Origin of the sequence: Chitinophaga varians (genome assembly GCF_012641275.1) — a bacterium.
In the GTDB taxonomy this organism is placed as follows: Bacteria; Bacteroidota; Bacteroidia; order Chitinophagales; family Chitinophagaceae; genus Chitinophaga; species Chitinophaga varians_A.
On record NZ_JABAIA010000001.1, the window covers coordinates 1,230,154 to 1,242,651 of the forward strand.

Here is a 12,498-nt window from a genome sequence, read left to right on the forward strand (position 1 = left end):
CATACTTTCTTGCCTAATTTTCGCAAAATTCAATAATTTCCGGAGCAAATGAACGACTTTTTATTATTTAAGCCCATGAGAAAACTGATGTTGACAGCCCTGTTAGGGAGCCTTTTACAATATGCCGGCGCACAGCAGATCAAACCCAATAAATACGGCCTGCTGATAGTAGGCAGCACTGAACAGTATGCCCAACTGGTAAAAAAGGACAGCAGTCAGCAGCTGGTGGACCTGGAGACGTTCATCCCCCATATCCGCAAAGATGTGCGGTATGCCACCACCAATAACTTCACCCATCAGCGATTATATACCCACACAAAGATCTTCCTGCGCCGGCCTGCGGCCGAGAAGCTGAAAGCCGTACAGTCAGCGCTGAACAAAAAAGGATATACCCTCCTGATATACGACGCCTACCGCCCCTACCGGGTTACTGAGGAGATGTTTAAAATTGTGCCCAACGACCTCTATGCCGCCGATCCGCGCAAAGGTTCAGGACATAACCGCGGCGTAGCGATAGACCTGTCCATGGCCGACCTTAAAACAGGAAAGCCCGTGGCCATGCCTACGGACTTCGATGATTTCACCCAAAAAGCGCATGAGAACTACGTCCCCTCCGATCCAACAGTAACGGCTAACCGCAAACTGCTGCGCGACACCATGAAACAATACGGTTTTAAAGGCTCCCGCACGGAATGGTGGCATTTTTATCTCCCGGATTATAAAAAATATCCGCTGATGGATATTTTGTTTTAAGATATGTACAACAAAAAAAAGAGTTGCGGGCCAGTTACCGCAACTCTTTTTTATGTCCGATATCTTTCTAGTGTATCACGACGGTATCAATAGCGCCATTGTATGGTCCCCATTTGTAGTAGTGGGTACCGGGGCCCGGCGTTTTAACTGCAAATGGCCGTTCTGTTCTTTGAAGCGTGTCTGTACAATCGCATGACTCGAAGAAACTTTTGATGTACACCACATGAACACCGGCGGAATCAAATTCTTTAAATCCGGAAAAACGCTCGCAACGGGAGGTATAATAACTCAGGTTAAACCGGATACTGTCAGCGGTCCCTTCTACGCGGGAAGCTTTTATCGGAGGATAGTTCTCCGATGTGCAGGTGGTTTTGTGACATGCAGCCGCAGCAAGGCATACAATGCCCAACAAGACATGGTTAAATTTCATACTGTGTAGTTTAAATGACTCTAGTTGATTTGTGTGAACGCAGTCAACAAAAACCATGCTACACAAAAAAAACGGAGTTGCGGGTTGTTCACCGCAACTCCGTTATACGTTCTGTTGGCAATAGTTAGTATATCTTATTAAGCGCGTCTACATAGGCATGCACAGAGGCATTCACGATATCGGTAGAGTAACCGAAACCGTAGAAGGACTGGCCGTTGTGTTTCACACGCATATTTACTTTACTTACATCTTCGCTGCCGCCATGCATGGCCTGGATGCTGAATTCATCCAGTTCAATATCATCTTTAATGATGGCGTGAATAGCGTTGATAGTGGCGTTTACCGGGCCATTACCGGCAGCACTGGCTTCACGGTCTTCCCCGTTGATACGCAGTTTCACGGTAGCCATCGGGCGCAGCGGATCACCGCATACTACTTGCAACAAGGTCACTTTAATGGCTTTGTCGCCATAGTTTTTGCTGTCACCATCGCCCATCAGCTGCAGCAGGTCGGCGTCGTTGATTTCCTTTTTGTTGTCGGCCATTTCGAGGAAACGTTGGTACACTTCGTCGAGGTTGATTTTATCCATTTTGTAGCCGAGGCGCTCGAGGTGATGCTTGAGGGCATGGCGGCCGCTGCGGGCGGTGAGGATAATGGCGTTGGAGTTGATGCCTACGTCTTCCGGGTTGAGGATTTCGTAGTTCTCGCGGTGTTTCAGCACACCATCCTGGTGGATACCGGAGCTGTGCGCGAAAGCGTTGCGGCCTACGATAGCCTTGTTGGCCTGTACCGGCATACGCATCATTTTCTCCACCAGCGTGCTGATTTCGTAGATGCCTTTAGAGTTGATATTGGTATGATAACCCAGTCCGTGGTGTGTTTTCAGGATCATGGCCACTTCTTCGAGGGAAGTGTTACCGGCGCGTTCACCGATACCGTTGATCGTACATTCCACCTGGCGGGCACCGTTCATAACACCGGCGATGGTGTTGGCAGTGGCCAGACCGAGGTCGTTGTGGCAGTGAACGGAGATAATGGCTTTATCGATATTGGAAACGTGTTCTGTCAGGTATTTGATTTTAGCGCCGTATTGGTCGGGCAGGCAGTAGCCGTTGGTGTCGGGGATGTTGACGGTGGTGGCACCGGCAGCGATCACCGCTTCGATCATCTGTGCGAGAAATGCGTTATCTGCGCGACCGGCATCTTCCGCAAAAAACTCCACGTCGTCCGTGAATTTGCGGGCGTATTTTACGGCGGCAAACGCGCGCTCCACGATCTGTTCGCGGGTGCTGTTGAATTTATGTTTGATATGGATATCCGAAGAACCGATACCGGTATGGATACGCTTGCGTTTAGCGAAACGGAGGGCTTCCGCAGCAGCGTCGATATCGGTGGTATTGGCACGGGTGAGGGCGCAGATAACAGGCTCTGTTACTGCTTTGGATATTTCCACCACGCTCTGGAAATCACCGGGGCTGGAGATAGGGAAGCCGGCTTCAATGATATCTACACCGAGCGCTTCGAGTTTTTTAGCTACAATAATTTTTTCGACAGTAGTCAGCTGGCAACCAGGGACCTGTTCGCCATCACGCAGGGTGGTATCAAAGACGTATACACGATTTTTATCCATGATAGTGTAATATTTTCGATGAAGAAATTAGTTCAGGTTTTCCAACACTTTGGCGCCCATGGCATCTGTACCCATGATGAATTCGTTCTCGGTATGTTTGTTGGCGATGTCCATGGTCCTGTAGCCCTGGCGGAGCGTAGCTTCCACTGCTTTGATCACGCGTTGTGATTCGGTTTTGAGGCCGAAGGAAATGTCCAGCATAAGGGCGGCAGACAGGATGGACGCCAGCGGGTTGGCGATGCCTTTACCGGCGATATCATGTGCAGAGCCGTGGATAGGCTCATAGAAACCTACGGTGTCCCCTACGGATGCAGAAGCCAGCATACCCATAGAACCGGCGATCTGGGAAGCCTCGTCTGTGAGGATATCACCGAAGAGGTTACCTGTTACCACCACGTCAAAACGTTTCGGGTCTTTGATCAGCTGCATGGCGGCGTTGTCAATGAACATATGTTCTGTTTCCACGTCGGGATATTCTTTTGCTACTTCCTGCATCACTTCTCTCCACAGGCGGCTGGCCTCGAGTACGTTGGCTTTGTCCACTGAGCAGAGCTTTTTGCGGCGGGAGCGGGCAGCCTCGTATGCTTTACGTGCGATGCGCTCCACTTCATAACGATGATAGATCATCAGATCGGAAGCAGTGTTGCGGTCTTCTGTTCTTTTCTTTTCGCCGAAGTACACGTCGCCGGTGAGCTCGCGGAAGAAGAGGATATCTGAGCCGCGGAGAATTTCCGGTTTGATGCTGGAAGCTTCCAGCAGTTCATCAAACAGTTTGATAGGGCGTAGGTTAGCGTACAGGCCCAGTTCCTTGCGGATCTTCAACAGCCCCTGCTCTGGTCTTACCTTCAGCGTGGGATCGTTGTCATATTTCGCGTGGCCTATGGCGCCAAACAGGATAGCATCGCTGTTTTTAGCCTTCTGCAGCGTTTCTTCAGGCAGCGGGTCGCCGGTAGCTTCGATGGCTACGTGGCCCATGATACCTTCTTCAAACGTGAATTGGTGGTGATAGTTGGCAGCTATTGCAGTCAGTACTTTCTGTCCCCAGGTGGTTACCTCCTGGCCTATGCCGTCGCCGGGTATTACCAGTATTTTCTTCTCTACGCCCATACAGGATATTGCTTTTTTATGTTGTTGTTTTAGTGATTGTTAGAAATTAAATGACCGTGTGCCTTCGTATTTTTCGATGTCCTGACGGAGGCTCAGGAGATAGTCGATATCATCGTAACCATTACGCAGACATGTTTTTTTGTAAGCATTGATATCGAAGCTTTCCTGTTCGCCGCTGGCCACGATACGGATAAACTGGTTTTCCAGGTCTACTTCCAGCTCCGCTTTCGGATCTGCTTCGATGGCTTTGAACACCTTGTCGAGGAAGGTTTCGCTGACCTGTACCGGCAGGATGAAATTATTGAGCGCATTGTTTTTGAAGATATCCGCGAAGAAGCTGCTCACCACCACTTTAAACCCGTAGTCGCCGATGGCCCATGCCGCGTGCTCACGGGAGGAGCCGCAGCCGAAGTTTTTACCGGCTACCAGGATTTTACCGCTGTACAGGGGATTGTTGAGCACAAAATCAGCTTTAGGCTGATTGTTGGCATCGAAACGCCAGTCACGGAACAGATTTTCACCAAAACCTTCGCGGGTGGTAGCTTTCAGGAAGCGGGCCGGGATGATCTGGTCAGTATCAATATTTTCAATGGGCACAGGTACCGCAGATGAAACAAGATGTTGAAATATTTTACTCATAGTAATAATGTCATTTAGATTTTTGTAGCGGCTACGCGCAGTCTCACATAATCTGCATAGAGCTGTCCGTCGCGGGTCACCTGCGGGCGCAGCTCCTGCTGCACCTGTTGCAGGATAGCCTGTTTATCATTTTCCGGAATGTTGGCAAAGAAGTGATTGCCGAACATCTCCAGCCAATCGACGATGCCTTTTTCAGGATCGGCCAGTTTAGTGGGACGGTCAAAGAAATGGACCCTCTCCACGCGGAAGCCGGCGTTTTCCAGCAGGGTAGCGTATTCGCCGGGGGAAGGGAAATACCAGAAAGGTGCGTAGTGGTAGCCTTTGGCCTGCATTACCCTGTCGAGTGTGCGCAGGATGCTGTCCACATTTCCTTTGCCTCCCATTTCGATGACCAGGCGGCCGCCTTTCTTCAGATGCGTGTACATTCGGTTGATGGCCTTTTCTTTTTCCCGTACCCAGTGCAGGGTGGCGTTGGAGAAAACAGCATCAAACTGTTGCGGCAGCGAGAAATTGGTAGCGTCGCCCACTTCAAAGGCCACTTCCGGGAATGACTGCCTTGCGGTGGCAATCATTTCGGGCGAAGCATCGATACCGGTGACCAGGGCGCCGGTGGCCCCCAGTTGGGCGGTGAGTTCTCCGGTACCGCAGCCCAGGTCAAGGACAGTTTCCCCTGCCTGTGGTTGCAACCAGTCACCGATCAGGCTGTTGCCATATTCAAACACGAAGGCGTGTTTTGTTTTATATAAGTCGGCGTCCCAAATCATATTGTTTAGCAATTTTGATAGTTAGAAATTGTCTCTGACGTCTGTCACGCGGCCTGTGAGAGCAGCAGCGGCAGCGGTAAGCGGGCTGGCCAGGAAGGTGCGGGCGTTAGGGCCCTGGCGGCCTTCGAAGTTGCGGTTGGACGTAGAGATGCAATACATGCCGGCAGGCACTTTGTCTTCGTTCATGGCGAGGCAGGCGGAGCATCCAGGTTCACGGAGCTGGAAACCAGCTGCTGCAAACACTTTGTCGATACCTTCTTCTTTGGCCTGTGCCTCCACCTGTTTGGAGCCGGGCACGATCCATACCACCACATCATCGGCTTTGCGTTTGCCTTTCACGTAGTCGGCCACCAGACGGAGGTCTTCGATACGGGAGTTGGTGCAGCTACCGATAAACACATAGTCTATTTTTTTGCCGAGCAGCGCGCTGCCTGGTTCCAGGTCCATGTATTCCAGTGATTTTTTGAAAGAAGGTCTTTCTTTTTCCTCCACCTGGTCCAGTGCCGGGATATGCTGGGTAACGCCCATGCCCATGCCGGGGTTGGTGCCGTAGGTGATCTGAGGTTCGATGTCGGCAGCGTCGAAGGTGAGCACTTTATCGAACTGGGCGTCGTTATCGGAATAGAGTGTTTTCCAGTAAGCGAGCGCTTTGTCCCAGTCGGCGCCCTGTGGCGCGAACTGGCGTCCTTTAATATAGTCGAACGTAATATCATCCGGAGCGATGAGGCCGCCGCGGGCGCCCATTTCGATGCTCATGTTGCAGATGGTCATACGGGCTTCCATGCTGAGGTTGCGGATAGCGTCGCCGGCATATTCCACGAAATAGCCGGTAGCGCCGGAAGCGGATATTTTGGAGATGATGTAGAGGATGATGTCTTTAGACAGCACACCTTTTTTCAGGGAGCCGTTCACCTCTATTTTCATGCGTTTAGGCTTGTATTGCAGGATACACTGGGTGGCCAGTACCTGCTCCACTTCGGAGGTGCCGATACCGAAGGCTACGGCGCCGAAGGCACCGTGGGTGCTGGTATGGCTGTCACCGCACACGATGGTCATGCCTGGCAGGGTGATGCCCAGCTCCGGACCGATCACGTGTACGATTCCCTGATAGGGATGACCGAGACCGTACAGCTCCACCCCGAATTCCGCTGTGTTTTTGGTGAGCATCTCCACCTGGTGGCGGCTCAGGGCCTCCTTGATCGGCAGGTGCTGGTCCAGCGTAGGTACGTTGTGGTCGGCGGTAGCCCTGGTCTTCTGTGGGCGGAATACCGGGATGCCACGTTTGCGAAGGCCGTCGAATGCCTGCGGGCTCGTTACTTCATGGATAAAGTGCGTGTTGATATACACAGCGTCCGGATGTTCCGGCTTACTCATCACGATATGGCTGTCCCAGATCTTATCAAATAACGTTTTTCCCATCCTTAATGCTTTCCTTTTAAATTGTTTATACCTTCAAATCTAATGGGCAATATTTAATTGCCATATCGCTAAATTTGCTATAATTACAACTTTTAAAATAGGTTGATATACAACAATTGTTTGTATATCAATTACTTATAAGAATTTATTAACGATGCCCAACAGCCAAAGTGATGCTTTATTCATATTAATAAAAACGCTAACTAAAGCCGAAAAGCGGAATTTTCAGTTGGCATTTAATAAGAATAATACCAAAGACGACGTATTGTTCATTCAATTGTTCAATACGCTGGACAAAATGAAGGACTACGACGAGGAGCAGATACTGAAGAAAGTGCCGGACCTGAAAAAACAGCAGTTGTCCAACGTAAAGGCACACCTGTACAAACATCTCCTTTCGAGCCTGCGGCAGCTCTATAAACAGAAAGACCCGCTGATAGACCTGCGGGAACAGCTGGACCATGCCCGGGTGCTGTATAATAAAGGACTGTACAACCAGAGCCTTAAAGTGCTGGCCAAAGCCAAAACCATGGCCCTGGAGCAGGAAGAGGTGATGATGAGCTACGAAATTGTGGAGTTTGAAAAGCTGATTGAATCGCGGCATATCACCCGCAGCCTCGAGAACCGGGCGGAAGCCCTCAGCTCCGAATCCCGGCAGATAGAACATCAGCTTACCCATATCAGCCGGCTGAGCACCCTCTCCCTCCGCATGTACGGCCTGTACCTGAAGCTGGGCCATGCCCGCAACGAGCGGGACGCCGACATGGTGAAATCATTTTTTGAAGGCCAGTTGCCACAGCGCGACGCTTCGCAGATGAGCTTCTATGAAAAAATATACCTGTACCAGGCATCCTGCTGGTACTATTATATCTTACAGGACTTTGTGATGTACTACCGGTACACCCAGAAATGGGTAGACCTGTTCAAACAATACCCCAGGCTGCAACAAACCGATATGGACCTGTACATCAAGGCACAGCACAACCTGCTGACAGCCCATTTTTATACGTCCAATTTCGAGAAATTCAAATCAGCCTTGTGCGACCTGGAAACATTCATCCGGGCCAACGAAGAAAGTTTCCACGAAAACACGCGTACTTCGGCGTTCGTATACCTGTACACCGCCAAGATCAACCGCTATTTCCTGGAAGGCACTTTCAGCCAGGGTTTGGCCATGGTGCCCGAGCTGGAGTCTGAGATCAGCAACCACACCCTGAAGATAGACCAGCACCGGGTGCTGGTGTTTTATTACAAAATCGCCTGCCTCTATTTCGGTAGCGGCGATAACAGCAAAGCGATTTTTTATCTCAACAAAATCATCAACCTGAAGATCGGCAACCTGCGCGCCGATATTCAGTGTTTTGCCCGTATACTGCATCTCATTGCACACTACGAACTGGAAAATTACAGTCTGGTGGAATATCTCATCAAATCCGTTTACCACTTCATCTCCAAACACAAAGACCTTGGACTGGTAATGGAAGCGATCATGAAGTTCCTCCGCCGTTATATTTACGCCAACCCCAAAGAGCTGCGCAGCGCCTTTGTGGACCTGAAAGACAGACTGGAACAGATTTCCGAAGACCCTTACGAACGCCGGTCCTTCCTCTACCTGGACATTATCTCGTGGCTCGAAAGCAAGATCGAGAACATCCCTGTGCAGGAAGTCATTCACCGGAAATTCATCAATAAAGAAAGAAGAATTTAATCATTTAAAGCAGTACCATGTCTGTCGAAAAAAAGTATCATTTTATTGCCTTCTGTGGCAGTCTCAGAAAAGGGTCCTACAACGAGATGGCTCTCAAAGCCATGCAAATGCTGGCACCGTCGCACATCACCATTGAGCAGGTGTTTTATGACCACATCCCTATGTATAACGCCGACGTACATACGGAACTGCTGGAACAGGTAGTGCCGCTGGCAGAGAAAATACAAGCCTCTGACGGCGTTATTTTTGTTTCACCGGAATATAACTACTCCGTTCCCGGTGGCCTGAAAAACGTGATAGACGTACTCTCCAGGCATCCAGACAAACCTTTCAACGAAAAAGCCGTGGCTATCCTGGGCGCCAGCCAGGGCAACGTAGGCACCGCCCGCATGCAGTACCATCTGCGGCAGGTAATGGTGTTCCTCAATGCCCATGTGGTGAACAAACCGGAAATCATGATTGCCAATGCGCAGCATAAGTTCGACGAATCAGGCAACCTGACAGATGAATTTATCCGCAAACAATTACCGCTGATGCTGGAATCGCTGGCAACACTGAGTGATCGTTTTCCCCGCGGTACCCAGGGCTGAAGCCCTGGGCCACAATTAGGTGAATGCTTGTTGCCGGTTAAGGTGACAGGATAAAGATCATAGTCCTTAATGCTGGCAAGTGGGAATGATTTTTTGCAATAAAAAAAGCCGTTTACACGAAAATACAAAGCGGGCTGACCTTATCGGTCAGCCCGCTTTGCTTTTAATACAGTGGTTGTTTTGGAAGATAAATTTTACGGCTCTATATACGGTTCGTACTGCCGGTATTTGCTAAAGAACACAATCGCTGAAAGCACCTGTAGCACCAGGATAGCGAGCCATTCGTAATGTCCGAGCACCATAAACAGTACTACAAAACAGGTGAGCAGTACATAACGTACGTGCAGTTCGTTATTTATCTTCGGAAAATATAGGAGCGAGCGGAAAAACATCAGCAGGGAAAGCGCCAGGCAGAAAACCATAAGCAGTGACAAGGCCGTTGTTTTCGTATGGGCGTTGACCGTGATCATCACCATTTCAGGTATCCACATGATCAGGTAGATGGCCGCCATGCGGATATAATGACGGAAGGTGCTGACAGGCAGGTTTTCCATGAAACTGAGCCACGTATCATCGAAGGCGCGGTGATGTGTGAGCAGCTGAAGATGCAGCAGCACGCTTAACATGACGCCCAGCTGGAGGCCGCGCAGATCGAAGTAATCGCCTTGTTGCATGAGGAAAAAAGTAAGCCATAACATCAGCGCAGATACCAGTTTGGCCGTGAGGATGCGGCGGGGAAACTGTGTAAACAGTTCATACAGGAAATACAGTACCGGCGGCTTTGTAAAGCGGCGGTTGATCCAGCGTTGCAGATAACCGGTAAAAAAGAAGGTATCCGGCCGGAACAGTTTCCTGTCGTACAGCGCCAGTGGCCAGAGGCCCATGATCACATTAAATACCAGGATAACAATGGAAGGACCGTAGTAGTGGTGCCGGATGCCCACGGCCATCGCTATTCCGCCATAGATCCATACCGGCAGGTAGATGGCGTTATGAATGAGGAACCATTCGCGGAGGCGGCTGTTTTTGTTCATGCTGCCCATGGCGGGGTACAGGAATTCGTAGCCCTGGGTTTGCATTACTTTCATCACGAAGCCTACACATTTGAGGCAGTAAAGCGCCCACAGTCCCAGCACGATCAGTAGGAAGGACGTGCCTTCCAGGAAGCCCATCATGAGCCCTTTGTGATAATTGAGCAGGCTGCCGCTGTCCACCACGCCGAACATGAGATAGAACAGCACGAGGAAGAAGCCCGTGTTCTGTATATAGAACCGGGTAGTGAATATTTTTTGCAGGATGGCCGTAACTGAACGCATATTAATTGAGCGTAATATTTTTTTCCGCGATCCGAAGAGTGCCTGTGATGGTGACCTCTTCCGGGTCCAGCGGCTGGTGGGAGGTGATAAGGAAGGTAACGCCGGCAGCATGGCGGGTGCGGACCAGGTCGTACATGATCGCCAGCGTGCGGGTATCGATAGTGATGAGGGGCTCATCGAGCAGTATCACCGCCGGGTTGCCCGTAAAGGCCAGCAGCAGCGACAATTTTTTGAGCATGCCGCTGGAATAGGTGCTCACCGGGTTATTGACAAAGATATGCACACCCATTCGTTCGGCTATTTCAGCGATCAGTTGGCGGTCGCCCCCTTTGGTGCCGAGGTAGAGCTCCAGCAGATCGCGGCCGGTGAGGAAAGCCGGGTAGAACGGTTCCGCCTCAGCGTAGTTGATCAGCCGGCGAAAGGCCACCGGATGGTCTTTGCTGCTGACATCCCCACGAAGCCGGATTTCCCCTTTGAAGGGTATGAGGCCGGCCATTACTTTCATACAGGTGGTTTTGCCGGCGCCGTTTTCACCTTGTAGCCAGTATATGCCGGCCGGCAATTCCAGATGGGGGATATCCAGAATGGGTACACTCTGGTAATTTTTTTTGACAGCATGAAGGACTATAACCGGTTCGGACATACGCATAAGTTGATCTGCCGTAAATATGAAAAATTAATCCTTATAATAATATATTCCGGTATTCAATTTAACAAAAATTTGCCAGCGGCTTTTTTTATGCTGATCATCATACTGTTAGTCGGTCTATGGTGTTTTTATGTATATATCCCCTTAAAATGTCATGCTTTTTTCATGAAGAAAAAATGTTATACCCAGGGTTTTCCACATCACCGTGAAACATACGCCGGCACTACATTCCAACAATGTTCACATTGTTTTTCCACACCTGTTGAAAACTAAAACCTCCCCCGCTAATGTCGTTCCTTACATTTGTAATCCCGGACGTAATCAGTTTTAGGATATAGATGCTGGAAACAGGCAGGTGGTACATGTGAGATATGCGAATTTTTCAGTATACCAACCCCACTAGGAAAAACCGAGAACCGCGACCCGATATAAAAAATATTATTATGAGTAACGAGAATGAAATTCTTTTAAAAGAGAACAAGGACCGTTTTGTCTTATTACCGATCAAATATCCCAGGATATGGGAGCAGTATAAGAAACATGAAGCGAGTTTTTGGACGGCCGAAGAGATAGACCTGAGTGCAGACATGAAAGACTGGGCCAGCATGAATGACGGCGAGCGCCACTTTATATCCCACGTACTTGCATTTTTTGCCGCCAGCGACGGAATCGTGAATGAGAACCTGGCCGTAAATTTCATGAGTGAAGTACAGATCCCGGAAGCCCGTTGTTTCTACGGTTTCCAGATCATGATGGAAAATATTCACTCCGAAACATATGCCCTGCTGATTGACACCTATATCAAAGACGCGGCAGAAAAAGACCGGCTGTTCCACGCCATCGACACAGTACCTGCGGTGAAGAAAAAGGCGGAATGGGCGCTGCGCTGGATCGAGAACGGCACCTTCGCGGAACGCCTGGTGGCATTTGCAGCGGTAGAAGGCATCTTCTTCAGCGGCAGCTTCTGTTCCATCTTCTGGCTGAAGAAAAGAGGACTGATGCCAGGCCTGACCTTCTCTAACGAGCTGATCAGCCGTGACGAAGGACTGCACTGCGAATTTGCCTGCCTGTTATACAGCATGCTGGAAAATAAACTCAGCGAAGAACAGGTACACACCATCATCCGCGATGCGGTGAGCTACGAAAAAGAATTCATTACCGAAGCCTTACCGGTAGCCCTGATTGGCATGAACTCCGACCTGATGTCCCAGTACATCGAGTTTGTGGCCGACAGATGGTTGTCCGAGCTGGGCTATACCAAAATATACAACGCGTCCAATCCTTTTGACTTCATGGAAATGATTTCATTGCAGGGCAAGACCAATTTCTTTGAGAAACGTGTGGGTGACTATCAGAAGTCAGGCGTAATGGGCGGCAGCAAAGAAGCGCAGACCTTCAGCCTGGAAGAAGACTTTTAATCATTTCGGGATTTTTTGATGTATGATTTTTTGATTTCGGGAGATGTTTAAAATATCCAACAAACAAAATTCCAA

General features: G+C 49.7%; 12 protein-coding genes. 4 read left to right on the forward strand and 8 right to left on the reverse strand.

The genetic code is table 11. The features are described from left to right. Positions 1 to 75: 75 nt before the first annotated feature. Positions 76 to 753 (forward strand): M15 family metallopeptidase, encoded by a 678-nt coding sequence (locus tag HGH92_RS04960; RefSeq protein WP_168869642.1) that lies wholly within the window; start codon positions 76 to 78, stop codon positions 751 to 753. Positions 754 to 820: 67 nt separating this feature from the next. On the opposite strand, the gene HGH92_RS04965 is transcribed toward HGH92_RS04960, so the two are convergent. The 6 genes from HGH92_RS04965 to leuC form a co-directional block, all read right to left on the reverse strand. Next, on the reverse strand, positions 821 to 1,183 hold the full coding sequence (locus HGH92_RS04965; protein ID WP_168869643.1) for a hypothetical protein: 363 nt from the start codon (positions 1,181 to 1,183) through the stop codon (positions 821 to 823). 124 nt (positions 1,184 to 1,307) lie between these two features. Beyond that, positions 1,308 to 2,813, reverse strand: a complete 1,506-nt coding sequence (locus HGH92_RS04970) for a 2-isopropylmalate synthase (protein WP_168869644.1) — start codon at positions 2,811 to 2,813, stop codon at positions 1,308 to 1,310. A 27-nt stretch (positions 2,814 to 2,840) separates the two neighbouring features. Then, positions 2,841 to 3,920: a 3-isopropylmalate dehydrogenase gene (leuB, locus tag HGH92_RS04975; RefSeq protein WP_168869645.1), complete on the reverse strand. Its 1,080-nt coding sequence runs from the start codon at positions 3,918 to 3,920 to the stop codon at positions 2,841 to 2,843. A 39-nt stretch (positions 3,921 to 3,959) separates the two neighbouring features. Beyond that, positions 3,960 to 4,559: a 3-isopropylmalate dehydratase small subunit gene (gene leuD / locus HGH92_RS04980; RefSeq protein WP_168869646.1), complete on the reverse strand. Its 600-nt coding sequence runs from the start codon at positions 4,557 to 4,559 to the stop codon at positions 3,960 to 3,962. 14 nt (positions 4,560 to 4,573) lie between these two features. Beyond that, complete coding sequence (locus HGH92_RS04985) at positions 4,574 to 5,323, reverse strand: methyltransferase domain-containing protein (protein WP_168869647.1); 750 nt, start codon at positions 5,321 to 5,323, stop codon at positions 4,574 to 4,576. A 21-nt stretch (positions 5,324 to 5,344) separates the two neighbouring features. Next, entirely contained in the window at positions 5,345 to 6,742 is a 1,398-nt protein-coding gene (gene leuC / locus HGH92_RS04990) for a 3-isopropylmalate dehydratase large subunit (RefSeq protein ID WP_168869648.1), read from the reverse strand. Between the two features lie 229 nt (positions 6,743 to 6,971). Here leuC and HGH92_RS04995 point away from each other — a divergent pair, with 229 nt between their 5' ends. Together HGH92_RS04995 and HGH92_RS05000 are read left to right on the forward strand one after the other, a co-directional pair. Continuing rightward, positions 6,972 to 8,450: a hypothetical protein gene (locus tag HGH92_RS04995; RefSeq protein ID WP_247654828.1), complete on the forward strand. Its 1,479-nt coding sequence runs from the start codon at positions 6,972 to 6,974 to the stop codon at positions 8,448 to 8,450. A gap of 17 nt (positions 8,451 to 8,467) precedes the next feature. After that, positions 8,468 to 9,040: an NADPH-dependent FMN reductase gene (locus HGH92_RS05000; protein ID WP_168869650.1), complete on the forward strand. Its 573-nt coding sequence runs from the start codon at positions 8,468 to 8,470 to the stop codon at positions 9,038 to 9,040. A 194-nt stretch (positions 9,041 to 9,234) separates the two neighbouring features. Here the strand turns inward: HGH92_RS05000 and HGH92_RS05005 are convergent, their stop codons facing one another. Both HGH92_RS05005 and HGH92_RS05010 read right to left on the reverse strand, forming a co-directional pair. Next, positions 9,235 to 10,356 (reverse strand): hypothetical protein, encoded by a 1,122-nt coding sequence (locus HGH92_RS05005; protein WP_168869651.1) that lies wholly within the window; start codon positions 10,354 to 10,356, stop codon positions 9,235 to 9,237. 1 nt (position 10,357) lies between these two features. After that, positions 10,358 to 10,999, reverse strand: coding sequence for an ATP-binding cassette domain-containing protein (locus tag HGH92_RS05010; protein ID WP_168869652.1), 642 nt, complete (start codon positions 10,997 to 10,999; stop codon positions 10,358 to 10,360). Between the two features lie 449 nt (positions 11,000 to 11,448). On the opposite strand from HGH92_RS05010, the gene HGH92_RS05015 reads away from it, so the two are divergent. Then, complete coding sequence (locus HGH92_RS05015; protein WP_168869653.1) at positions 11,449 to 12,423, forward strand: ribonucleoside-diphosphate reductase small subunit; 975 nt, start codon at positions 11,449 to 11,451, stop codon at positions 12,421 to 12,423. Positions 12,424 to 12,498: the final 75 nt, after the last annotated feature.

Bases quoted from the DNA above. Each gene is read 5' to 3' on its own strand.
- HGH92_RS04960 (WP_168869642.1), top strand. From the start codon at position 76: ATGAGAAAACTGATGTTGACAGCCCTGTTAGGGAGCCTTTTACAATAT.
- HGH92_RS04965 (WP_168869643.1), bottom strand. From the start codon at position 1,183: ATGAAATTTAACCATGTCTTGTTGGGCATTGTATGCCTTGCTGCGGCT.
- HGH92_RS04970 (WP_168869644.1), bottom strand. From the start codon at position 2,813: ATGGATAAAAATCGTGTATACGTCTTTGATACCACCCTGCGTGATGGC.
- leuB (WP_168869645.1), bottom strand. From the start codon at position 3,920: ATGGGCGTAGAGAAGAAAATACTGGTAATACCCGGCGACGGCATAGGC.
- leuD (WP_168869646.1), bottom strand. From the start codon at position 4,559: ATGAGTAAAATATTTCAACATCTTGTTTCATCTGCGGTACCTGTGCCC.
- HGH92_RS04985 (WP_168869647.1), bottom strand. From the start codon at position 5,323: ATGATTTGGGACGCCGACTTATATAAAACAAAACACGCCTTCGTGTTT.
- leuC (WP_168869648.1), bottom strand. From the start codon at position 6,742: ATGGGAAAAACGTTATTTGATAAGATCTGGGACAGCCATATCGTGATG.
- HGH92_RS05000 (WP_168869650.1), top strand. From the start codon at position 8,468: ATGTCTGTCGAAAAAAAGTATCATTTTATTGCCTTCTGTGGCAGTCTC.
- HGH92_RS05005 (WP_168869651.1), bottom strand. From the start codon at position 10,356: ATGCGTTCAGTTACGGCCATCCTGCAAAAAATATTCACTACCCGGTTC.
- HGH92_RS05010 (WP_168869652.1), bottom strand. From the start codon at position 10,999: ATGTCCGAACCGGTTATAGTCCTTCATGCTGTCAAAAAAAATTACCAG.
- HGH92_RS05015 (WP_168869653.1), top strand. From the start codon at position 11,449: ATGAGTAACGAGAATGAAATTCTTTTAAAAGAGAACAAGGACCGTTTT.